The organism is Paenibacillus athensensis (genome assembly GCF_004514475.2).
Lineage (GTDB): Bacteria > Bacillota > Bacilli > Paenibacillales > NBRC-103111 > Paenibacillus_AL > Paenibacillus_AL athensensis.
This window is the reverse complement of the sequence record NZ_MYFO02000001.1, coordinates 642,579-664,628: the sequence shown is the minus strand read 5'-3', so window position 1 is coordinate 664,628 and position 22,050 is coordinate 642,579. Positions and strand designations below refer to the sequence as shown.

24 protein-coding genes are annotated in these 22,050 nt (G+C 52.3%); all 24 read left to right on the top strand.

Features of this window, described 5'->3' with window-relative positions; genetic code table 11:
• The 24 genes from fliF to B5M42_RS02945 all read left to right on the top strand — a co-directional run bounded on the left by fliF (window position 1) and on the right by B5M42_RS02945 (window position 22,046).
• Entirely contained in the window at window positions 1-1,584 is a 1,584-nt protein-coding gene (fliF, locus tag B5M42_RS03060) for a flagellar basal-body MS-ring/collar protein FliF (RefSeq protein WP_134748406.1), read from the top strand.
• 12 nt (window positions 1,585-1,596) lie between these two features.
• The gene (gene fliG / locus B5M42_RS03055; RefSeq protein ID WP_134748408.1) at window positions 1,597-2,613 is read left to right on the top strand and encodes a flagellar motor switch protein FliG; all 1,017 of its coding nucleotides are present in this window, start codon (window positions 1,597-1,599) and stop codon (window positions 2,611-2,613) included.
• Window positions 2,606-3,439, top strand: coding sequence for a FliH/SctL family protein (locus B5M42_RS03050; RefSeq protein ID WP_134748410.1), 834 nt, complete (start codon window positions 2,606-2,608; stop codon window positions 3,437-3,439). The genes fliG and B5M42_RS03050 overlap by 8 nt, the downstream gene beginning before the upstream one ends.
• 3 nt (window positions 3,440-3,442) lie before the next feature.
• Window positions 3,443-4,768, top strand: a complete 1,326-nt coding sequence (fliI, locus tag B5M42_RS03045) for a flagellar protein export ATPase FliI (RefSeq protein ID WP_134748412.1) — start codon at window positions 3,443-3,445, stop codon at window positions 4,766-4,768.
• Window positions 4,769-4,778: 10 nt separating this feature from the next.
• Window positions 4,779-5,219: a flagellar export protein FliJ gene (gene fliJ / locus B5M42_RS03040; RefSeq protein ID WP_134748414.1), complete on the top strand. Its 441-nt coding sequence runs from the start codon at window positions 4,779-4,781 to the stop codon at window positions 5,217-5,219.
• 35 nt (window positions 5,220-5,254) lie between these two features.
• Window positions 5,255-6,178, top strand: coding sequence for a MotE family protein (locus B5M42_RS03035; RefSeq protein WP_134748416.1), 924 nt, complete (start codon window positions 5,255-5,257; stop codon window positions 6,176-6,178).
• A gap of 34 nt (window positions 6,179-6,212) precedes the next feature.
• The gene (locus tag B5M42_RS03030) at window positions 6,213-7,697 is read left to right on the top strand and encodes a flagellar hook-length control protein FliK (protein WP_134748418.1); all 1,485 of its coding nucleotides are present in this window, start codon (window positions 6,213-6,215) and stop codon (window positions 7,695-7,697) included.
• Window positions 7,698-7,733: 36 nt separating this feature from the next.
• Window positions 7,734-8,165 carry a flagellar hook assembly protein FlgD gene (gene flgD / locus B5M42_RS03025; RefSeq protein ID WP_134748420.1) on the top strand — a complete coding sequence of 144 codons (432 nt, stop codon included), beginning with the start codon at window positions 7,734-7,736 and terminating at the stop codon, window positions 8,163-8,165.
• Window positions 8,162-8,548 (top strand): TIGR02530 family flagellar biosynthesis protein, encoded by a 387-nt coding sequence (locus B5M42_RS03020; protein WP_134748422.1) that lies wholly within the window; start codon window positions 8,162-8,164, stop codon window positions 8,546-8,548. The genes flgD and B5M42_RS03020 overlap by 4 nt, the downstream gene beginning before the upstream one ends.
• A gap of 91 nt (window positions 8,549-8,639) precedes the next feature.
• On the top strand, window positions 8,640-9,458 hold the full coding sequence (flgG, locus tag B5M42_RS03015; RefSeq protein ID WP_134748424.1) for a flagellar basal body rod protein FlgG: 819 nt from the start codon (window positions 8,640-8,642) through the stop codon (window positions 9,456-9,458).
• Between the two features lie 56 nt (window positions 9,459-9,514).
• Complete coding sequence (locus tag B5M42_RS03010; protein ID WP_134748425.1) at window positions 9,515-9,736, top strand: flagellar FlbD family protein; 222 nt, start codon at window positions 9,515-9,517, stop codon at window positions 9,734-9,736.
• Window positions 9,736-10,221 carry a flagellar basal body-associated FliL family protein gene (locus B5M42_RS03005; protein WP_134748427.1) on the top strand — a complete coding sequence of 162 codons (486 nt, stop codon included), beginning with the start codon at window positions 9,736-9,738 and terminating at the stop codon, window positions 10,219-10,221. The genes B5M42_RS03010 and B5M42_RS03005 overlap by 1 nt, the downstream gene beginning before the upstream one ends.
• A 36-nt stretch (window positions 10,222-10,257) precedes the next feature.
• Window positions 10,258-11,256, top strand: coding sequence for a flagellar motor switch protein FliM (fliM, locus tag B5M42_RS03000; protein WP_134748429.1), 999 nt, complete (start codon window positions 10,258-10,260; stop codon window positions 11,254-11,256).
• The gene (fliY, locus tag B5M42_RS02995) at window positions 11,246-12,550 is read left to right on the top strand and encodes a flagellar motor switch phosphatase FliY (RefSeq protein ID WP_134748431.1); all 1,305 of its coding nucleotides are present in this window, start codon (window positions 11,246-11,248) and stop codon (window positions 12,548-12,550) included. Before fliM ends, fliY begins: the two co-directional genes overlap by 11 nt.
• Window positions 12,551-12,578: 28 nt before the next feature.
• Window positions 12,579-12,941, top strand: coding sequence for a response regulator (locus B5M42_RS02990; protein ID WP_134748433.1), 363 nt, complete (start codon window positions 12,579-12,581; stop codon window positions 12,939-12,941).
• A gap of 50 nt (window positions 12,942-12,991) precedes the next feature.
• Window positions 12,992-13,618 carry a flagellar biosynthetic protein FliO gene (locus B5M42_RS02985; RefSeq protein ID WP_167689495.1) on the top strand — a complete coding sequence of 209 codons (627 nt, stop codon included), beginning with the start codon at window positions 12,992-12,994 and terminating at the stop codon, window positions 13,616-13,618.
• Entirely contained in the window at window positions 13,615-14,391 is a 777-nt protein-coding gene (gene fliP / locus B5M42_RS02980; RefSeq protein WP_134748437.1) for a flagellar type III secretion system pore protein FliP, read from the top strand. Before B5M42_RS02985 ends, fliP begins: the two co-directional genes overlap by 4 nt.
• A gap of 23 nt (window positions 14,392-14,414) precedes the next feature.
• Window positions 14,415-14,684: a flagellar biosynthesis protein FliQ gene (gene fliQ, locus B5M42_RS02975; RefSeq protein WP_134748439.1), complete on the top strand. Its 270-nt coding sequence runs from the start codon at window positions 14,415-14,417 to the stop codon at window positions 14,682-14,684.
• A 12-nt stretch (window positions 14,685-14,696) separates the two neighbouring features.
• Window positions 14,697-15,494, top strand: coding sequence for a flagellar biosynthetic protein FliR (fliR, locus tag B5M42_RS02970; protein WP_134748441.1), 798 nt, complete (start codon window positions 14,697-14,699; stop codon window positions 15,492-15,494).
• A 14-nt stretch (window positions 15,495-15,508) separates the two neighbouring features.
• On the top strand, window positions 15,509-16,600 hold the full coding sequence (flhB, locus tag B5M42_RS02965) for a flagellar biosynthesis protein FlhB (protein WP_134748443.1): 1,092 nt from the start codon (window positions 15,509-15,511) through the stop codon (window positions 16,598-16,600).
• A gap of 26 nt (window positions 16,601-16,626) precedes the next feature.
• The gene (flhA, locus tag B5M42_RS02960; protein WP_134748445.1) at window positions 16,627-18,660 is read left to right on the top strand and encodes a flagellar biosynthesis protein FlhA; all 2,034 of its coding nucleotides are present in this window, start codon (window positions 16,627-16,629) and stop codon (window positions 18,658-18,660) included.
• Window positions 18,657-20,012: a flagellar biosynthesis protein FlhF gene (gene flhF / locus B5M42_RS02955; protein ID WP_134748447.1), complete on the top strand. Its 1,356-nt coding sequence runs from the start codon at window positions 18,657-18,659 to the stop codon at window positions 20,010-20,012. Before flhA ends, flhF begins: the two co-directional genes overlap by 4 nt.
• Window positions 20,005-20,877: a MinD/ParA family protein gene (locus tag B5M42_RS02950; protein ID WP_134748449.1), complete on the top strand. Its 873-nt coding sequence runs from the start codon at window positions 20,005-20,007 to the stop codon at window positions 20,875-20,877. Before flhF ends, B5M42_RS02950 begins: the two co-directional genes overlap by 8 nt.
• A gap of 62 nt (window positions 20,878-20,939) precedes the next feature.
• On the top strand, window positions 20,940-22,046 hold the full coding sequence (locus B5M42_RS02945; RefSeq protein ID WP_134748451.1) for a protein-glutamate methylesterase/protein-glutamine glutaminase: 1,107 nt from the start codon (window positions 20,940-20,942) through the stop codon (window positions 22,044-22,046).
• Window positions 22,047-22,050: the final 4 nt, after the last annotated feature.

Genomic DNA, 22,050 nt, shown 5'->3' with positions numbered 1-22,050 from the left:
GTGAACGAGACCCTGCTCCAATATTGGAACAATGTGAAACAATATTGGAATCGATACAGTAGAACTACGAAGATCACTTTCATAGCCACAGTTGTCTTATTAGTTCTTACAGCTGCTATCATTAGCTTTAACTTATCCAAAACGGAATATTCATTGGCATTCACTGATTTGCAGCCGAGCGATGCGGCATCGATCAAATCGTATCTGGATACGGCCAAGATTCCGTATATTCTCAGTCCCGACGGCAAGAGCATCCAGGTGCCGACCAATCAAGTCGCCAATGTCAAGCTGGAGGTTGAATCGCAGGGCTTGAATCAGAACGGTTCCCTCGGATTTGGCGCATTCAGCGACAGCAGTTCGTTTGGCATCACCGACAATGAATTCAAGGTGAAATATGTCAACGCTGTGCAAGGCGAGCTCCAGCAATTAATTAACTCCAATCAAGCGATCAGCAGCTCCAAGGTGCTGATTTCCTTGCCGGAGGACGGTCCATTCCTCAAGCAGCAGGAGGAGCAGGCGACGGCTTCCGTCGTTTTGCAGATCAAGCCCGGATATGCGCTGGATCAAGCGAAGGTCGATACGATTTACAATCTCGTTTCTCACAGTGTGAAGAACCTGCCGCTGGAGAACATTACCATCTCCAATCAATATGGCGAAAGCCTTGTTTCTTCGAAATTGGGTGGCGGAGCGGCTTCTTCCAACGTCGTCAGCAGCCAATTCGACATTAACAATGAATTCCGCAACGATCTGCAGAAAAATATTACGAACATGCTCGGCACGATGCTTGGTCGTGACAAGGTGATCGTCAGCGTCTTTTCGACCATGAACTTCGATCAAAAGAAAACGAAAGAGCAATTGGTGACCGCTCCGAATCAGGTGGATCAGAAAGGTCTGGAGATTTCCTTGCAGGAAGCCTCCAAATCGTATCAAAATGATGGAGCTACCGATGCGGGAGGCGTTCCGGGAACCGGCACGACCGATGTTCCGGGCTATCCGGGCTCCAGCAGCTCAGGTAAATCGACTTCCGAAGAGAACAGCAAAACGGTTAATTACGAAGTTAACCGCATTACGAACGATATCGTATCCACGCCGTTCGTCGTCAAGGATTTGAGCATTAACGTCGGCATCGAGCCTCCTGTCAAGGACGATCCAACCTCGCTGACCGACGATACGAAAGCAGCGATTCAGAACGCCCTCGTCAACATTGTTCGAGCGGCGCTTGCTGATAATCAAACTACCTACACAGACGAAGAAATTGCCAAAAAGGTTACCGTTATTGCCCATTCATTTGTGCGACCAGCGGATGTAGCCTCGTCGAATACATCCAAGTATTTGACATACGGAGCGTTGGCTCTGGCAGCTCTGGCGGTAGGCGTCATCGGAGGTCTCGTGCTCAGACGGCGCAGAAAAGCGGCGCAGGAGCTGGAGGAGGAGCTGGCGGCTCCAGCCAAGGTAGAATTGCCTACCATCGATATCGAGAATGTATCTAATGACAATCAGGTGCGCAAACAGTTGGAGACACTTGCAAAAAAACGGCCAGAGGATTTTGTCAACCTGCTGCGCACTTGGTTAGTAGACGAATAGAGGTGCACCTGTGTGGCTAAAGCTGCTCAACAAGGGTTAACCGGACGTCAAAAGGCAGCCATTCTTTTGATCAGTTTAGGTCCTGAAGTATCCGCTCAAATATTCAAGCATTTGCGGGAGGAAGAAATCGAGCAGTTGACCTTGGAGATTGCCAATGTCAGAAAGGTAGATTCCATCGAGAAGGAGTCGATCCTCTCGGAGTTTCACCAAATATGTCTGGCTCAGGAATTTATCTCGCAAGGCGGTATCGCTTATGCCAAAGATATTTTGGAAAAAGCGCTTGGCTCGCAGAAGGCTCTCGACATTATTAACCGGTTGACCGCAACGTTGCAGGTTCGACCGTTTGATTTTGCCCGAAAAGCCGATCCCGCTCAAATTTTAAACTTTATTCAAAATGAAAACTCGCAGACGATTGCGCTCGTGCTTTCGTATTTGCAGTCTGATCAGGCTTCGATCATCCTCTCGGCTTTGCCGCAAGAGAAGCAGGCCGATGTCGCCAAGCGGATCGCGTTGATGGATAGCACGTCACCTGAAGTCATCAGTCAGGTTGAGCGCGTGCTCGAGCAGAAGCTTTCCGCAACGGTAACGCAAGACTACACGAATGCCGGCGGTATTTCGGCGATCGTACAGATTCTGAATGGCGTCGACCGCGGTACCGAACGGACGATTCTCGATTCTTTGGAGATTCAGGATCCTGAACTCGCCGAAGAAATCAAAAAGCGGATGTTCGTCTTCGAAGATATCGTCAACATCGACAACCGTTCGATCCAGCGGATCATTCGCGATATCGAAAATGCGGATTTGCAGCTTGCGCTCAAGGTGGCCAGCGAAGAAGTACGCGAAGCGATTTTCAAAAATATGTCCAAACGGATGGCCGAAACCTTCAAGGAAGAAATGGAATTTATGGGTCCGGTGCGGCTGCGTGATGTTGAAGAAGCGCAAACCCGTATCGTGGCAACGATTCGCCGCTTAGAAGAATCCGGTGAGATCATTATTGCCCGCGGTGGAGGAGATGATATTATTGTCTAACGTCATCAAATCTTTTGCCTATTTACCATTAAACGAATTGAAGCTGCTTGAAACGATGACGCCCCTGCAATTAATGAAAGCCGGTCTGTTGCAGCCGGAAGATGCGCTGGATCAGCTTTCTCCCGAGCAGCAAGTGGAGCTGCAGGAAGCGAACTCGTTGAAGGATCAAATCCTCAAGGACGCCGAAACCTTTGCCGACGAGCAGATCCAGCAGGCGATGCACGAGGTTACGGAGCTGCGTGAAGCTGCGCAAAACGATATTGCCCAGTGGTGGCAGGAACGTCGCAGTGAAGACGAAGCGCATATTCAGGAAGCTCGACAATTGGGCTACGAGGAAGGCTACGCGCAAGGCATGCAGGAAGCTGCGGAATCACTTCGCATGGAGTATAGCGACATGCTGCTGGAAGCGCGTTCGATTCTGGAGCAAGCCTATACGCTCAAGCAGCAAATCATCCAGGAATCCGAGCCTTTTCTGATCGAGCTGAGCACTTCCATCGCCGAAAAGATCATTGGACGCCAACTGACGCTGGAGCCGGAATGGATTGTGGAACTAATTCGGAAGGTGCTTTCGCGTCGTCGCGAGAAAGGTATTATTACGTTGTGTGTGGCGCCGTCGCAGTTTTCCTACATTCAGGATGCCCGCGAAGAGCTGTTGACATCCATTGACTCGCAAGCCGAATTGGAAATCATCCCGGACGCTTCCGTTCAGGATCAGGGCTGTGTCATTCGCTCCTCATTCGGCAGCATCGACGCACGCATTGATACGCAGCTCAAGGAAATCAAATCGGCCCTGCAGCAAGTGGCCCAGCAAAGCGAAGGTGCATAAAGGATGAACTTTCCGCTTCCGAAAGCCGATAAATATAGAGAGCACCTTCATCAGATCGATCCAATCCGCGTTAACGGCAAGGTAACCCAAGTGATCGGGCTGACTGTCGAATCGGAAGGACCTGATGTCAGCATCGGCGATTTGTGTTATATTTATCCGCTGAAATCGAGCAAGCCGCTCAAGGCGGAGGTAGTTGGCTTTCGCAGCAACAAGGTCATTTTGATGCCGCTTGGCGAGCTTGATGCGATTGGACCTGGCTGCGATGTTGTCGGCACAGGGAAACCGCTTACGGTGCAGGTGGGCCACGAGCTGCTAGGCAAGGTGCTGGACGGGCTTGGACAGCCGCTCGACGGATCGTTCCTGCCATCGCGGATGTCGCAGTATTCCACGAACAATACGCCCAGCAATCCGCTTACCCGGCCGCGGGTGCTGAATCCGATTAGTGTCGGCGTACGCTGCATCGATGGATTGCTTACGATCGGCAAGGGACAGCGCGTCGGTATTTTTGCCGGCTCTGGCGTAGGGAAAAGTACGCTGATGGGCATGATTGCCCGCAACACTTCGGCTGACGTCAACGTCATAGCTCTGATCGGCGAGCGCGGGCGCGAGGTGCTTGATTTTATTGAACGTGATTTGGGTCCCGAAGGGTTGGCCCGATCGGTTGTGATTGTCGCTACGTCGGACCAGCCGGCGCTGATCCGGATTAAAGGCGCGATGATTGCTACCAGTATCGCCGAGTATTTTCGCGACCGCGGTTTGAATGTCATGATGATGATGGATTCGGTTACCCGTTTTGCAATGGCGCAAAGAGAAGTCGGTTTGGCCGTTGGCGAGCCCCCGGCTACGCGCGGCTACACACCTTCGGTATTTGCCATGCTTCCACGGCTTCTGGAGCGGTCGGGCACCGGCCCGAAAGGCTCTATCACAGCTTTTTACACCGTGCTCGTAGACGGCGACGACATGAACGAGCCGATTGCGGATGCGGTTCGCGGCATTCTGGACGGACACATTGTGTTGAACCGGAATCTCGCCAACAAAGGCCATTATCCGGCTATTGACGTATTGGCCAGCGTGAGCCGCGTCATGAAAGAAATTGTTCCCTTTGAACATATGGAGGCCGCCGATCAACTCAAACGGCTCCTCTCTATATATAAAAGTTCGGAAGACCTGATCAATATCGGGGCGTATCAACGGGGATCCAATCCGGATATCGATTTGGCTTTGCAGTATATCGGCGCCGTTTGGGATTACACGAAGCAGCGAACCTCCGAGAAGCTGACTTTTGATGAAGCGCAGCAGCGGCTGATTCAAGAATTTTACAAGGGATGAGGGACTCTGAATGAAATTCCAGTATTCCTTTCAGCAGATTGTGGATTTGAAAAACAATCAACGGACGCAAGCCGAATGGGTGCTGTCCGAGGCGCTTGGCAAGCTTCGCAGCGAAGAGACGAATTTGCAGGATCTTTTCGAGCGGAAGGCTGAGCTTCACGAGCAAATCCATCAGGTATCGGCAACCTCTGTCACTATTTCGCAAATGCTGCTTCTGCAAAATTATATGGATCATCTGGATCAGCAAATCGTTCGCAAGCACGAGGATATCCAAATGGCCCAGCAGGTCGTCGAAGTGAAGCAGGTGGTGCTCTCCGAGCGGATGAGGGATGAAGAAGTCTGGAATAAAGCCCGCGACAAGGCATTTGATCAGCATCGAGCTTTTGTCGCCAAAAAAGAGCAGGAATCGCTCGACGAAATGGCAACGAACCGATTCAGACGATTGTCTTGATCACATCGATTACGCAATAAAAGGGGGGAGAAGCAATGGCCGATTCAAGCATGGAAGGTTCTTCCTACAGCGCGTTGGAGCGTTTTCTGATCTGGTTCGTGATTCCGTTCGTTTTTACCGCCGTGCTGTTGGGCGTGCTGCTCTCGATCTTTGACTACGATATCAAAAGCAACGTTCAGCGAGCGCTGCATAACATTCCGCTTGTCGGCAGCATTGTCCCTGCTCCAGTTGAAAAGCCCGCTGCTGTTGACGGCAGTACAGCAACGCCAACTTCATCGGATCAGGTCGCGAAGGCGAAGGACGACGAAATTGCCCGGCTGAACGCCAAGGTGACGGAGCTGCAGACGGCTCTACAGCAAGCGGATGCGACGGTGGCGAGCAAAGACCAATCGCTGAAAGACGCGGAAGCCAAACAGGCCGATCTGGAGGAAAAGCTCAAGGATAAGACGCAGACGCAAGCCGAATACGACAATCAGGTAGCCCAATTGGCCGGTATTTATGCCAATATGTCGCCGAGCAAAGCGGCGCCGATCATCCAGAATCTTACTACCAAAGAGATGGTGCTCGTATTCAATAAAATGAAGTCGGATGCGCGCAGCGCGATTTTGGAGAAAATGGACCCCAAGATAGCGGCAGAAGCGTCGATCATGATGAAGGATGTTGTGCCGGTTCGCGATCAGGAAATCGCCGCCTTGCAGGAAAGGCTGACTGTGAACAACGCCGCGACGGCAACCGCGAAAACGCAAGGCGTCAGCAAAACCGACTTGGGCCAGACATTCGCCAATATGACGCCAAAAAGCGCAGCCAGCGTATTGCTGGAAATGTATGCGGCTTCGCCGGATAAAGCGATTTCCATTCTGAGTTCGATGGACAATGCGTCCCGTTCCAAGGTAATGTCTTCGTTGGCGGACGCTTCCAAAGAGACAGCAGCAGCGATTGCCGCCAAGCTGGCTCAATAAAGCTTCATACTCCACGAAAGGAGGTGAAACCAAGATGGACGTACAAATGCCGGTTACACCCCCTGCAGCTTCCGCTTCCGGCGGCGCACAAGCAGGGAAAACGAATACGGCCGACGCTGCCTCTACCGTTCAAGACGCAGGGACTGCTCCCGCGTTTACGAAGGTGCTTCAGGGTCAAATGCAATCCGGCAATAGCGACACGACAGACGCATCCGATCCTGCGCTGACGCTTGCAGGTCTTCTGCAAATGCTGCAGGCGTTGACCATGCCGATGCAGCAAGCGACTGCTTCCGACGCTTCGCAAGGCGACGATCAGGCGCTGCCCGAGCTGCTGCTGCAAGCGATGAACAGCACGCCGGGGCTGGCTGACAAGCTGCTCCAGGATCCCGCCATGCAGCAATGGTTTGCACAAGCGCAAGAGCTGCTCGCTGCAATGATGGGTGCAAGCTCCAATCCGGCTTCTACGAACGTTGTAACGCCGAATGCTGCTTCGAATGCTTCGCCTGTCCTGCAAGCGCAGCAGACGCTGCTGACCTTGACGTCGCTGCTGAAGCAACAGCCCGACAATCCGGTTCTGCAATATCTCTCGCAACAATTGCAGCAAGCCGTTCAGCCGCTCGCTCCTGAGCTTGCTAACAGCTTCGCGCAAGTGTTGAACGCGGCCGGAGCTCAGCAGCAAGTGGTCGAAGATGACGTCGATACTGATGCAGTTGCACAGATCAAGCCGCATGAAGAGCAAGCGAAAGGAACGAATGTTCACGCCGCTGGCCGACATGCCGCTGCCAAGCACGCTGCCGCAGCAAATCAGGAACAAGCCGTTGTCGTTGAAGACGCTGCTGCACCGAGCGCCAAAGCTCAACTGGAGACGCTTGCTGCCCGCAATGGCATTTCGTCTGCAGCCGTATCCGACAAACCGTCTCAGGCTGACGCCACTCAAGCGACTGCTCCTGAGGTTGCTACTGCGGATTCCGTTTCTGTACCTAACGCGACCGTTGTTGTCGAAGCTCCGAAAACCGTTTCCGTACATGAAATGATGAAAACTCCGCCGCAGCCGATTCAAGCAAGTCAATTTACGCAGGATATGACGCAATATGTATTGAAAAGCATGAAGATCACGTTAACAGAAGGTATTTCGGAAGCCAAGCTTTCGTTGTTTCCGAAAAATCTCGGTCATGTGGACGTGAAAATTACGATGCACGAAGGCCAACTGATCGCGCAGTTTGCAGCCGACACGCTTGCCGGCAAGCAAATGCTCGAAAGCCAGCTTCCTCAGCTCCGCCAAGCGCTGCAAAGTCAAGGCTTGCAGGTTGAAAAGCTGGAGGTTACGCAGAGCCAGAATATGCAATCGGGCATGTTCCAGGATCAGCGTCACCAGCAGTCCTCCGGACAGACATTCCGCCAAAACAAAAGCCGCTCGGGCAACTACGAGCAAGACGCTGATTTCGTTCAGGAAATCGCAAGCGCCGCGGCAGAGGCCAGAACTACTGTTTATGGCAACTCCTTTGACGTTACGGCCTAAAGACGGCCAACGAGCAGATCAGCGGGAGGTGAAACTATGGCAACAAACCCGGTTGTCGGCAATGTTTCCGACATCATTAACACCAACAAGAATGCTCAGTCCAAGCAGAAGGATAATAATAGCTTGGGCAAAGACGATTTCTTGAAAATATTGATCACCCAGCTGAAGAATCAGGATCCGACGCAACCGTTGCAGGACCGTGAGTTTATTGCTCAAATGGCGCAATTTACTTCGGTAGAGCAGTTGACGAACATGGCGAATGAAATGAAATCGCTGCGTCAATCGCTGGGCATGGCTTCCAGTCTGATCGGCAAATCGATCAGTTGGCTGGCTACAGACGGAAGCACCAAGTCGGGAATCGTCGATTCCATTACCTTCAAGGATGGGAATCAGTATGCTAACGTGGAAGGAGAGGAAATTTCTCTGGACCAGCTCTCGAAAATCGAGAACCCCGGAGAATCCCAATGACGGAGCGAATATCGATAGGGCAGCTTTATCCTAATGCAGTTCCTCCGGCGTCGACGAGACGAACATCCATACAGCAGCCCGCAGCGGCTTCTGGCAAACCGACCTTTCAGCAATTGCTTCAGGATCACATCGTTCGAATCAGTCATCATGCAGAGGTTCGACTCAAAGAACGCGGCATTACGCTTCAACCTGAGCAGCTTGCCAAGCTGGGCTCGGCTATTGACAAGGCTTCCGCCAAAGGCGCAAAGGATGCGCTCATGCTGATGAACGGCACGGCGCTGATTGTGAATGTGCCTAACCGCACCGTCGTGACGGCGTTGGACGGCAATTCCATGAAGGAACACGTATTTACGCAAATTGATAGTGCAGTTATTATTTCTTGACAGGCTGGCCCGTGAAGGAAGCCTAGAGTCGCCGAACGATCGACGCGGCTCACATGTACTTACACTAAATTAATGAAGCGGAGGAAACTCAATGCTTAGATCTCTTTACTCGGGCGTTTCCGGTATGCGCGGCTTCCAAACCAAACTCGACGTAATCGGCAACAACATTGCAAACGTCAACACTGTCGGCTTCAAGGGCGGACGGGTGATGTTCAAGGATATTTTGAGCCAAACGGTAGCCGGTGTCAGCGCACCTGACGATCAGCGCGGCGGCGTGAACTCGAAGCAGGTTGGCCTCGGCGTCAGCTTGGGATCCATTGATACCGTATTTACACCGGGCAGCGCGATGACGACCAACGTGCCGACCGACCTGCGGATCGATGGCGACGGCTTCTTCGCCGTAGGCACGACGGATCAAACCGATACGCCTTATCTGACAAGAGCAGGCAACTTTACGCTGGACTCGGCGCGCAACCTCGTCAATGCCGATGGCTTGCACGTAATGGGCGTCGATGGCGCTCCGATTCAATTGAGCGAAGACGTCATCGCCTTCTCGATTTCTCAGAACGGCGATATCATCGGCGTTGACGCCGAAGGCGCATCAGCTCCCACCGGACAAAAAATCGCGGTGGTCAAAGTGACCAATCCGGCTGGTTTGGAGAAGCTTGGCGGCAACCTGTACCGCATGACGCCAAACGCCAATGCCGACTCCGCAATTGAGCTGGTTAGCCCGGCAGACGCTGCAGCGGGTACTGGCGCACTCATTTCCGGTCAGCTGGAAATGTCCAACGTAGACCTGACGGGAGAGTTTACGGAAATGATCGTCGCCCAGCGCGGCTTCCAAGCGAACTCCCGCATTATCACGACTTCCGACGAGGTGCTTCAAGAGGTTGTCAACCTGAAGCGTTAATGATCGATAAGAAGGGGGAGTGAACCTCCCCCTACTCTTTTTGCAGGAGGAGAAAGATGATTTCTCTCACTCGACTGAACGGCAAGCCCATTGTCGTCAACGCGCTTTTGATTGAATCGTTAGAAGAAACCCCGGACACCATGATTACGCTCACGACAGGGAAGAAAATAACCGTTCTCGAAAAGGGAGCAATTGTGGTAAGCTTAGTGCAAACCTACTTGCAGGGGATCGGTTTGACTCGGGCAACAATAAAGTCCATGGATACGGAGGGCTCGTAGTGTTCAAGAACAAAGTTTTTATACTCGTCGTTTCCATTCTGATCGCCATTACACTGATCCTGACAGCGGCCTTTGTGTTGTGGAACTTTATGGAGAAGAGCACTGCCTCAAGCGACCCGACCAAGCAAGCAGAGGAAGCGGTAGCTTCCGTGAAACCGACGAAACCGCCGACGGCCGAAGAGGTCAAAGCGAATACCGCGATCATTAAAGACATTGCGACGAATCTCGCCACAAGCGGAAGCGTTGTTAAAATCAGCTTTGCCTTTGAGCTTGAGGATTCAGATGCCAAAACAGAGTTCGACAGCCTGCTGGATTCAGCTGTAAAGGGCACAATTGTTCAGGTGCTGAACGATACGACTCTGGAGCAGATCCAGGGCAGCAAAGGCTCGGATACGCTGACGTCCACCCTGATGAACAAAATCAATCCGTTACTGCAAAAAGGGAAGATCCGGCAAATCTGGATTACCGACAAAGTGTTCAACTAGCTGGCTTTGTGAAGTTGCTTTAAGGGGGTGACGCTAATGGTTGATGTATTATCACAAAATGAGATCGACGCCTTGCTTGCTGCGCTGTCTTCCGGAGAAATGGATGCCGAGGAGCTCAAAAAGGAAGAGACGCAGAAGAAGGTCAGGGCTTATGATTTCAAGAGAGCGGTTCGGTTCTCCAAGGATCATATCCGCAGCTTGACCCGTATTCACGAGAACTTCGCCCGCTATTTGACGACGTATTTTTCCGCCCAGCTGCGGACTTTCGTACAAATCAACGTCGTTCAGGTTGAGCAGCTGCCCTATGACGAATTTATTCGGTCGATCCCGAAAATGACCATTTTGAACATCTTTGAAGCCGAGCCTTTAGAGGGTCGAATGGTGCTGGAGGTTCATCCCAACGTTGCTTTTGCTATGCTGGACCGGCTTTTGGGAGGGTCGGGCACGTCGCCGACCAAGATCAATGCGTTAACCGAGATTGAAACGATTGTCATGGAGCGTATTTTCAGCAGAGCCTTCGACAGCTTGCAGGAGGCTTGGAAAACGGTCGTCGATCTGGCGCCGCGGCTGGAAGCGCTGGAAACGAATCCGCAGTTTATGCAGATCGTATCGCCCAACGAAACCATTGCGCTGATTTCACTAAGCACCAAAATTGGCGATACGACCGGGATGATCAACCTTTGTATCCCGCATGTCGTCATCGAACCGATTATGCCGCGGCTGTCAGTGCATCATTGGTTTGTTTCCCAGAAGAAAACGAGAGCGCCCGAAGAAGTCGACGCGCTGCAATCGCGATTGGAAAAAGCGAAGCTGCCGCTGATTGCAGAGCTGGGCCAGTCCGAAATTTCCGTTCGCGAATTTTTAAGTCTGGCGGCCGGCGATGTTATTCCGCTGCACAAATCCGTTGAAGACCCGCTTCAAGTCAAAGTTGGCGAGAAGCTGAAATATCTCGGAAGTCCTGGAACCGTGAGAGGGAAAATGGCCGTTCAAATTACCGATATCGTACACGAAGGAGAAGAAGAGAATGACGAATAACAAAGATTATTTGTCGCAGGAAGAAATCGACGCCCTGCTGCGGCAAACGTCGGATGACAGTTCCGCATCTTCGACTCAAGGGCCGCCCCGCGTAGAAGATTACTTGTCTTCTCTGGAGCAGGACGCCCTTGGCGAAATTGGCAATATCACCTTCGGCAGTGCAGCAACGGCGTTGTCTACGCTTCTGGGCAAAAAGGTCGATATTACGACACCCAAGGTTTCCGTCATTGCCAAAGAGGAGCTGCAAGCGGAGTTTCCCAAGCCGCATGTCGCGGTTCACGTCAACTATGTGGACGGCTTTGACGGCATCAACCTTCTCGTCATTAAAGTCCGCGACGCACAAGTGATTGCTGATCTGATGATGGGGGGCGACGGAACCGGCGAGTTCGCCGATTTGACGGAGATTCACATAAGCGCCGTTCAGGAAGCGATGAATCAGATGATGGGTTCGTCGGCTACTTCCATGTCCACAATCTTTAATCGATTCGTCAATATTTCTCCTCCCGGCATCGATATTCTGAATTTACCGCAAGGAGAAGGAAAATTACCCAACGAAGACGTATTTATTAAGATATCGTTCCGACTGACGATTGGCGACCTTATTGATTCCAACATCATGCAGCTGCTTCCCGTCACTTTCGCAAGGGATATGGTGTCGATTTTGCTTGGTGGAGCCGGTGATTCCGCTCCCGCACCGGCGCCAGCCGCTCCTGCACCATCTGCGCCGCCGCGTCAAGAGTCGCATCAAGCGCCACCTGCAGCAGCACCGATGGCCCCGCCAGCGTACGAGCAGCCGCCAGCGGCTTATCAGCAACCGCCTGCCGCTTATCAGCAGCCGATGTATGAACAGCCGATGTACCAGCAGCCGCCTATGTATCAACAGCAGCCTCCAATGGCTCCGCCGCCGATGTATCCGCCGCAACAGCCGATGTATCAGCAGCCGCCTGCAAACTACGGCATGCCTAACCGCAATGTAAACGTACAGCCGGTGCAATTCGGCAATTTGCAATCGGGCGGGATGGCGCATGCGGACGACTCGAACCTTAATTTACTACTGGATATCCCTTTAAAGGTCACAGTAGAATTAGGTAGAACGCATAAGGTCATCAAAGACATCTTGGAGCTTTCCCAAGGTTCCATTATCGAGCTGGATAAGCTGGCCGGCGAGCCGGTGGACATCTTGGTGAACAATAAGCTGATTGCCAAAGGCGAAGTCGTCGTCATCGATGAAAACTTCGGGGTTCGCGTCACTGATATTGTGAATCAGTGGGAACGAATTCAGAAGTTACAATAACTTATTATCCTAGGAGGACTGTTTACTAATGGCTAACCGAATTCTTATTGTTGATGATGCAGCATTTATGCGTATGATGATCCGTGATATTTTGACCAAAAATGGATATGAGGTATGCGGTGAAGCCAATGACGGCAATCAAGCTGTGGAAAGATACAAAGAACTGAAGCCGGATCTGATCACAATGGATATCACGATGCCGGAAATGGACGGTATTGCTGCTTTGAAGGAAATTAAGAAGCTGGACGGCAACGCCAAAGTCATCATGTGTTCCGCGATGGGCCAGCAAGCAATGGTTATCGACGCGATTCAAGCCGGTGCAAAGGACTTTATCGTAAAACCGTTCCAAGCGGACCGCGTTATCGAAGCGATTAAAAAGACTCTGGGTTAACCGCCCGTATTTCGGCCTGAGTCTTACATAAACCGAAAGGGATGTGGACCTTGACAAGACTCAAAGCCAAATGGCCGTTTTCATTGTCGCTTTTGTTTGCAGCATCGCTGGCCCACGGGGCCGTCAGTTGGGCCGCCGAGGGCGAATCTGGCACTGCTACGCCGGATTTGCCGGCGATGAGCACGATGGACTCCTTGCAGATGATCGGCAAGGTCATCCTGTTTCTCATCTTGATTATTGCCTTGTTTTTTGTTTTGATCCGTTTTCTCGGCCGCAGAAACCAAAGCTCTTTTTTCGGCAAGCCGATTCGATCACTGGGAGGGGTTCCGCTCGGTCAGAACAAATCGATCCAGGTCGTGGAAATCGGCCACTCGCTGCTGATCGTTGGCGTCGGCGACAATATTCAGCTGCTGGATAAAATCAATGACGCCGAAGAGGTCGCGTATGTGACCGCGCTGCTGACCGTGGATGACGGAGAAGCAAACGGGCTGCTAACGATGGGCAAATGGCTTGGCAAGCTGTCTCAGCGCAAAAAAGACGTGGAGGAGGATGTCGAAATTACTTCTTCATTCCAAAACGTATTTCGCGACAAGCTCAACAAGGTGTCGAACCGCAACAAAAATGTTGAGCAATGGCTGGCAGATCAAAACCAAAAAGATCGGTTGAATGACGAATGAAGAATTATAAATGGGCACTGATTCCGTTGCTTCTTGTGATGTCGGTTTTCCTGCTGTCTGCAACTGCGTGGGCGGCCGATCCATTGCCGACCACCGATCCGATCCCGGGCGTCAGTGTCAACATCGGCTCCGGCGGAACGGCGGGAGCGTCCAGCACAGTTTCCATTCTGCTGCTGCTGACCATTCTCAGCCTGGCGCCATCGATTCTTGTGCTGATGACCAGCTTTACGCGGATCGTTATCGTGCTGGGGTTCGTCCGAACATCGCTGGGAACGCAGCAAATGCCGCCGAATCAAGTGTTGATTGGTCTTGCGCTTTTTCTGACGTTCTTCATCATGTCGCCGACCTTGAGCGAAATCAATCAGGCAGCGCTTCAGCCGTACCTGAAAGGCTCCATTACACAAACGGCTGCGCTGCAGCAAGCGGCAACGCCGATTAAAAAATTTATGTTCAGTCATACGCGTGAGAAGGATCTAAAGCTTTTCCTGGACTATACGAAAGCGCCGAAGCCATCGGGAGTCGACGATATTTCCTTGACCACGCTCGTCCCCGCCTATGCGATTAGCGAATTGAAATCGGCGTTTCAAATGGGCTTTATGATTTTTATTCCGTTTCTCGTCATTGATATGGTTGTCTCCAGTACCCTGATGGCTATGGGCATGATGATGCTACCGCCGGTAATGATTTCGTTACCCTTCAAAATATTGCTGTTCATTCTCGTGGACGGCTGGTATCTGGTTGTGAAGTCATTGCTGATCAGCTATAGTACATGATCCCAAAGCGGAGGTCACTAAACATGGGTTCGGAATTCGTTATACGTATTGCCGGCGAAGCCGTATACACGGTGCTTAAAGCAAGCGCTCCGATGCTGGTCATCGGTTTGATCGTCGGTTTGCTCATCAGTATTTTTCAGGCAACGACGCAAATTCAAGAGCAGACGCTGGCGTTTGTTCCGAAAATTGTCGCTGTACTGCTGTCGATTTTGATTTTTGGTCCGTGGATTTTGAATACGCTTGTTGACTTCACCTACAATTTGCTGAACAACCTTTACAAATTTGTCGGTTAGGTTGTGAGCGAAATGGAACTCTTTTTTCAATTTTGGCCTACACTTCTGCTTGTTTTTTGTCGAATCACATCGTTCTTTGTCGTGGTGCCCATCCTATCCGCCAAAAACGTGCCGAATACGATGAAAATTGGCTTATCCGTTTTTTTGTCGCTGATTGCCTTTACCGGAATGGGCGCCGAACAGGCGGTTACGTTCGACACGCAGTATCTGCTGCTGGTGATCCGCGAGATTCTGATCGGCGTCTTGTTGGGATTCATTTCGTATCTGTTTTTCACGATTGTGCAGATTGCCGGCTCATTCATGGATCTGCAGATGGGGCTCAGCATTGCCAACGTCATCGATCCGCTGACGGGCGTTTCATCTCCGATGATGGGCAATCTGAAATACATGATCGCCATGCTGCTGTTTTTGTCATTCGACGGTCATCATTTTCTGATTCGGGCAATATTGGACAGCTATCAGTGGGTGCCGCTGAACAATGAATTGTTTGCTCGCATCTATGGCGGACAAATTTCCGATTTTTTGTTCAAATCGTTTTCCACGATGTTTTACCTGGCGTTTCAGCTGGCGGCTCCCGTCGTCGCGGCGATGTTTTTGACCGACCTCGGCTTGGGCCTGTTAACGCGGGTTGCGCCGCAATTCAATATCTTTGTTGTAGGCGTTCCCTTGAAATTGATTCTCGGCTTTTTGATGCTGGTGCTCTTGTTTCCAGAACTGCTGTCGCTGTTTAGCGGTTTGTTCCAATCGATGTTCAAAACGATGGAGCAGCTGCTGCAAATCATTTCAGGCACGCAGCAAACCCCGCCGTAGGCAGGAGGAGTCCCGTGGTACCGTATCGCTTGCAGCTTGATTTACAGTTATTCGCCGGCGAAAAAACCGAACCGGCCACGCCAAAGAAAAGGCAGGAGGCCCGTAAAAAGGGCCAGGTCGCCAAAAGCGCCGATTTGCCTGCTGCATTTATTTTATTTTTTTCATTTTTGCTGTTTCTCATGTTTGGCGGTTATATGAAGGAAAGGACCGTGAAGCTGTTTCAGCACGTGCTGCAAAATCAGCTGACGATGGATGTTACGGTCGGCAACGTGCGAACGCTGTTTGCGGACTTGGTAATGCAGGGGCTGCAGCTGCTGGCGCCGATGTTTATTTTAACCGTCGTTATTGCGGTATTGGCCAACTATTTGCAAATCGGCTTGATGTTTACCGGCGAGCCGCTGATGATGAAATTCAGCAAGATCAATCCGATTGAAGGCTTCAAGCGCATGTTTTCGATGCGAACGCTGATCGACTTCTTGAAGTCGACGCTCAAGCTGCTTGTCATCGGTTACGTCGTCTACACGACGCTATGGGGCGCCAAAACGAAGATGCTGGTGCTCGGACATACGCCCCTGGAGCACTCCTTTTCCTACATTGCTTCCATAACGCTTTCATTAGGCGTTAAAATCGGACTCATTCTCGTCGTGATTGCGATTTTCGATTACATTTACCAGAAGTACGAATTCGAGAAAAGCATCAAGATGTCCAAGCAGGATATCAAGGATGAATATAAGAAAAGCGAGGGCGACCCGCTTATTAAAGGCAAGATTCGCGAACGGCAACGCCGTATGGCGATGCAGCGGATGATGCAGGAGATTCCCAAGGCGGACGTGGTCATTACGAACCCGACGCACTACGCAGTGGCCATTCAATACGATGCCGGCCGCATGCAAGCGCCCACGGTGTTAGGCAAAGGAACCGATTTTATCGCCCTGAAAATCAGGGAAACCGCCAAACAGCATGGCGTTATGATTATGGAAAACAAGCCGCTAGCGCGGGCGCTCTACGCACAGGTCGAGATTGGGGAGTCGATTCCCGCCGAGCTGTTCCAAGCCGTTGCCGAAGTGCTGGCCTACGTATATAAAGTGAAGGGACGCTCCAGTTAATTGCAGGAGAGAGGAGGTACATCCGGATGAAAATGAAAGATTTGATCGTTCTCGTAGGCGTGATCGGGATCGTGCTGATGATGGTTGTACCGATACCGACTCCGCTGCTCGATTTTTTACTGATCATTAATATTTCCATTGCCCTGATGATTATCCTGGTCGGCATGAATACGCAGGAGGCGCTGCAATTTTCCATTTTCCCCTCCTTGCTGCTCGTGACGACTTTGTTCAGGTTGGCGCTAAACGTCTCTACGACCCGGAACATTCTGGCTCATGCCGAAGCCGGCAACGTGGTCAGAACCTTTGGTTCCTTCGTCGCTCAAGGCAATATCGTCGTGGGCTTCGTCGTGTTCCTGATTCTCGTATTGGTGCAGTTTATCGTTATCACCAAAGGTTCTGAGCGTGTTGCCGAGGTAGCGGCACGGTTTACCTTGGATGCTATGCCCGGCAAGCAGATGAGTATCGACGCCGACCTGAACGCCGGCTTGATCAATGAGCAGCAGGCCAGAGAGCGCCGGCAGAAGATTGAGCGCGAAGCGGATTTTTACGGCGCGATGGACGGTGCAAGTAAATTCGTCAAAGGCGATGCCATCGCCGGCATTATTATTCTGATCATTAACGTGCTCGGCGGTTTGATTATCGGGGTCACGATGAAGGGCATGTCGTTTGGTGAGGCTGGACAGACGTTTTCCGTACTGACGATCGGCGACGGTCTGGTCAGCCAAATCCCGGCGCTGTTGATTTCAACCGCGGCGGGCATTATCGTGACCCGGGCTTCCTCAGAAGGCAACCTCGGTCACGACATCACTTCCCAGATTACGGCGCAGCCCAAGCTGCTTTATATCGTAGCAGGTACCCTGGCGCTGCTCGGAACCTTTACGCCGATCCATTGGTATACGACGTATCCGATCGGCGCCTTGCTTGCGTTTGCGGCCTACCGGATGCAGATGAATTTGCGGCGCAAGGCCGTGCAGGATGAACAGTTGGTTGAGGAGCAGCAAATCGAGGAAGTACGCAGCCCCGAAAGTGTCATCAGCTTGCTGCAGGTCGATCCGATTGAATTCGAGTTCGGCTATGGTCTGATCCCGCTGGCCGATTCCCAGCAAGGCGGCGATCTGCTCGACCGCATCATTCTGATTCGCCGCCAATGCGCGCTTGAGCTTGGCGTGGTTGTGCCCGTGATTCGAATTCGCGATAATATTCAGCTTCGACCGAATGAATATATCATCAAAATTAAAGGCAATACGGTCGCTCGCGGCGAATTGTTACTTAATCACTATTTGGCGATGAGTCCGGGCTTTGACGATGATTCCGTTTCCGGCATCGAGACGACAGAGCCGGCCTTTGGTCTTCCGGCGATCTGGGTAGACGAAGCGACGAAGGAGCGCGCAGAGCTGTCCGGCTATACCGTAGTTGATCCGCCGTCTGTAGTTGCCACGCATCTGACCGAGGTTATCAAACGTCACGCTCACGAGCTTCTCGGCCGTCAAGAGACGAAAGCGCTTATTGAAAACGTCAAAGAAGCGTATCCGGCGCTGGTCGACGATTTGATCCCGTCAGTGCTGAATATCGGCGATGTGCAGAAGGTGCTGTCGAAGCTGCTGCGGGAGAAAATTTCCGTGCGCGATCTCGTGACGATTCTCGAGACGCTGGCCGACTACGGCTCTTATACGAAGGATCCGGAAATTTTGACCGAATATGTTCGTCAGGCGCTGTCGCGGCAAATTACGCAGCAATATACGGCTACAGGCGACTCGCTCAAGGTGATTACGGTTGGGCCTTCGGTTGAGAAAAAAATTGCCGAGTCCGTGCAGCAATCTGATCAAGGCAGCTATCTTGCGCTTGATCCGTCTTCATCACAAATTATTTTCCACCGCGTTAGCGAGCAGATTTCGAAGCTGATTCAATCCGGGCAGCAGCCGGTCATTCTGACGTCGCCGACGATCCGCATGTACTTGCGACAACTGCTGGAGCGGACGATGCAGGATGTTCCGGTGCTTTCTTACAGCGAATTGGAGCCAAGCGTTGAAATTCAAAGCATGGGGGTAGTCAATTTATGAGAGTAAAACGATACGTGGTTGATTCCATGCCTGATGCGCTGCAAAAAATTCGCTCGGATCTGGGAAAAGACGCGGTGATTTTAAATACGAAGGAAATCCGTTCCGGCGGTTTTCTCGGGCTGTTCGGCAAGAAGCGGATCGAAGTCATTGCAGCGACTGATTCGAGCTCCGGTGCAGCCGCTTCACAAGCCAAACCATCGCCGCTCAAGCCGATCGTCCCGCAGCAGCGTCCCGCGGCTGTGGCGACCTTGGATCAAGAGCGGCGTTCGGATTTTCCCGACGTGCCAGATGTGCTGATTCCGGTGAAAAAGGAGCCGGCCGCCCCCCCGGTACTGGCCAAGGAGCCGGTTCCGGCGCCGTCGGCTTTCGCCGCGGTATACGCTGCAGCCCAACAGGCTTCGACCCCTACGCAGTCGTCCGGCACCACGGCGCAGACCGCGGTCGCGACCGCTGCCGTGGCAGCCAAGCCGAAAGAGGAGCTGCTGCTTGAAGAAATCAAGCAGATGAAGGAAATGATGCGCAAGCTGACGTTGTCAGCGAATGCGATTCCGGAGCTCCCGGAGCCCTTGCAACGGCTGGAGCGCCGGCTGCTCGATCAAGAGGTGGACGTTGCGCTTGTCGAGTCGCTGATCGCGCAGGTGCAGCAGGAGGCTGCCGAGCTGGAGGAGCCGATTACCGATGAGGCGGTGCAAAGCTCGATTCGTCGCCAACTGCGCGAGCTGCTGGTCACCGGAGCGAACAAGCGCATATCTACCGAGACGCGCGTCGTTCATTTCGTCGGCCCGACTGGCGTCGGCAAAACAACGACGATTGCCAAGCTGGCCGCGGAGCAGGTGCTCAAGTTTCAGCGTAAAGTAGGCTTTATTACTTCCGATACGTACCGGATTGCCGCAATCGAGCAGTTGAAAACGTACGCCACGATTTTGAATGTACCGATAGAGGTCGTTTTTTCACCGCAGGATCTGGCGAAGGCATTTCATCAGCTGGAAGGCTGCGACGTGATTTTTATGGATACGGCCGGTCGCAATTTCCGCAATGAAATGTACGTGTCCGAGCTGAATGCACTGCTCAAAACGCAAGGACAAAGCGAAACGATTCTCGTGCTCAGCCTGACGACCAAATACAAGGATATGCGGGCGATCACGAACAATTTTAATAAATTCAAGCTGGATAAGGTATTGTTCACCAAGATGGACGAAACCGATTCATATGGTTCGATCCTGAATTTGATTCATGACTTCTCGTTGCAGCTTTCCTACGTTACGAACGGTCAAAGCGTCCCGGACGATATTTCCGAGATCGACGAAAAGCAAATCATTGATCTGTTATTGGAGGATCGAGATCATGACTGATCAAGCACAGGGGTTGCGGAACCTGGTACAAATCCAGAGTGAAAAAGGGACGAAGGCCACCAGGGTCATCACCGTAACCAGCGGCAAGGGAGGCGTCGGCAAGTCCAATTTCACGCTGAACTTTGCGCTCACGCTGCAGGCTCAGGGCTACAAGGTGCTCGTATTCGACGCCGACATTGGTCTGGCCAACATCGACGTGTTGATGGGGATTTCGTCCAAATACAATCTGTATCACCTGCTGAAACGGCAGAAGACGATCTGGGAGATTATCCAGAAGGGCTACAACGATCTGGAGTTTATCGCCGGAGGGTCTGGCTTCAACGACTTGCTGCGGTTGACCGAAGAGGAGCTCGATTATTTCGCCGAGCAGGTGTTGCAGCTGAACGGCTACGTCGATTTTATTATTTTTGACACGGGCGCCGGTCTCTCTAAAGAGACCTTGAAGTTTATCCTGGCCGCCGAAGAAACCATTGTTGTTACGACACCGGAGCCAACCTCGATAACGGACGCCTACGCGATTATCAAAATGGTCAACTCGATGGGCCATCAGGTTCCGTTCCGGCTGGTGATCAACCGCGTGACCGATTTGAAGGAAGGCAAGCAAACCGCCGACAAAATCAGCTTGGTCGCCAAGCAGTTCCTGCAGTTGGATATTCCGACGCTTGGCTACGTCGATGACGATAACAGCGTTTCTAAAGCGGTGAAAAAGCAAATTCCCTTTACGGTTGCTTTTCCGAATTCCTCGGCCTCGCGCGGTATTCAGGATTTAGTGACCCGCTTCATCAGCGGGCAGGAGCCGACGGAAGCCGCATCTGCGGCAGGGGTCAAGAGCTTTTTAAACAAGATGATGAAGCTGCTCAAATAAACAATTTGGCAACGTCCGGTCGCCACCGACCGCTATTCTGCACATAAAGGGAGGGAAACAGCATGGCGTCATATAACATACTCGTAGTCGACGACTCCGTCTTTATGCGCAAAATTATTAGCGATCTGATCTCGGAAGATCCGCAATTTCGCATTGTCGGAACGGCCAAGAACGGCAGAGAAGCCGTCGAACAAGTCAAACTGCTGCGGCCGGACGCTGTGACTATGGACGTTGAAATGCCGGAAATGAACGGCTTGGACGCGCTCCAGCGCATCATGGCCGAGCAGCCGACGCCGGTCGTCATGCTGAGCTCGTTGACGCAAGAAGGGGCGCTGGAGACGATTCGCGCGCTGGAGCTGGGAGCCATTGATTTTATTCGCAAGCCGTCGGGTTCGATTTCGCTCGATTTGTATAAAGTGAAGCTGCTGCTGCACGAGAAGCTGGGGATTGCCGTGAAATCCAAGCTGCGGGCGTCACTACCGGCAGCGACGCCGAGACCTCCCCTAAAGCCGCGAGCGCCGTTGCCCGGCGCCGCTGCGATGAAGCCGCCGGACGCAAAAGCGGGACCGCGGCCGGAGGGAGCCACTCATTTCGAGCATCTGGTAGCCATCGGCACCTCTACGGGGGGGCCCAAGGCGCTGCATCAAGTGATCTCGCAGGTTCCCCAGGGCTTTCCCGCACCGATTCTGATCGTGCAGCATATGCCGCCGAATTTCACGAAATCGCTGGCGCAGCGGCTGAACGATATTTCACAGATTCAGGTGGTTGAAGCGCAGGAGGGCGACGTGCTGCAAACCGCCAAGGCTTATGTAGCTCCGGGCGGCTGGCACATGACCGTTTACCGTGATTCGTCGAGAACGTACCGGATTCGGCTGAACAAGGAAGATCCCCGTTCCGGACACCGCCCCTCCGTGGATGTCATGTTTGAATCCCTGCTTGCTTTTAACGAATTGAAAAGGCATATCGTTCTGATGACCGGTATGGGCAGCGATGGAGCCAGAGGGATGCTCGCGCTGAAGGAAGCGGGCGCGGTGACGACGATTGCGGAATCGGAAGATACGTGCGTCGTGTACGGAATGCCGCGTTCGGCTGTCGAGCTGAAAGCCGCGATGCATATTCTTCCGCAGCAGGACATTACGCCTAAGCTGGTGCAGGCTGTATTACCTTGAGAAC

Coding starts and splice junctions, on each gene's coding strand:
- fliQ (WP_134748439.1), top strand. CDS start 14,415: ATGGGTTCGGAATTCGTTATACGTATTGCCGGCGAAGCCGTATACACG.
- flhF (WP_134748447.1), top strand. CDS start 18,657: ATGAGAGTAAAACGATACGTGGTTGATTCCATGCCTGATGCGCTGCAA.
- fliY (WP_134748431.1), top strand. CDS start 11,246: ATGACGAATAACAAAGATTATTTGTCGCAGGAAGAAATCGACGCCCTG.
- fliP (WP_134748437.1), top strand. CDS start 13,615: ATGAAGAATTATAAATGGGCACTGATTCCGTTGCTTCTTGTGATGTCG.
- fliM (WP_134748429.1), top strand. CDS start 10,258: ATGGTTGATGTATTATCACAAAATGAGATCGACGCCTTGCTTGCTGCG.
- fliI (WP_134748412.1), top strand. CDS start 3,443: ATGAACTTTCCGCTTCCGAAAGCCGATAAATATAGAGAGCACCTTCAT.
- flgG (WP_134748424.1), top strand. CDS start 8,640: ATGCTTAGATCTCTTTACTCGGGCGTTTCCGGTATGCGCGGCTTCCAA.
- B5M42_RS03010 (WP_134748425.1), top strand. CDS start 9,515: ATGATTTCTCTCACTCGACTGAACGGCAAGCCCATTGTCGTCAACGCG.
- B5M42_RS03035 (WP_134748416.1), top strand. CDS start 5,255: ATGGCCGATTCAAGCATGGAAGGTTCTTCCTACAGCGCGTTGGAGCGT.
- B5M42_RS03020 (WP_134748422.1), top strand. CDS start 8,162: ATGACGGAGCGAATATCGATAGGGCAGCTTTATCCTAATGCAGTTCCT.
- B5M42_RS03030 (WP_134748418.1), top strand. CDS start 6,213: ATGGACGTACAAATGCCGGTTACACCCCCTGCAGCTTCCGCTTCCGGC.
- B5M42_RS02945 (WP_134748451.1), top strand. CDS start 20,940: ATGGCGTCATATAACATACTCGTAGTCGACGACTCCGTCTTTATGCGC.
- fliJ (WP_134748414.1), top strand. CDS start 4,779: ATGAAATTCCAGTATTCCTTTCAGCAGATTGTGGATTTGAAAAACAAT.
- flgD (WP_134748420.1), top strand. CDS start 7,734: ATGGCAACAAACCCGGTTGTCGGCAATGTTTCCGACATCATTAACACC.
- fliR (WP_134748441.1), top strand. CDS start 14,697: ATGGAACTCTTTTTTCAATTTTGGCCTACACTTCTGCTTGTTTTTTGT.
- B5M42_RS02990 (WP_134748433.1), top strand. CDS start 12,579: ATGGCTAACCGAATTCTTATTGTTGATGATGCAGCATTTATGCGTATG.
- flhA (WP_134748445.1), top strand. CDS start 16,627: ATGAAAATGAAAGATTTGATCGTTCTCGTAGGCGTGATCGGGATCGTG.
- B5M42_RS02950 (WP_134748449.1), top strand. CDS start 20,005: ATGACTGATCAAGCACAGGGGTTGCGGAACCTGGTACAAATCCAGAGT.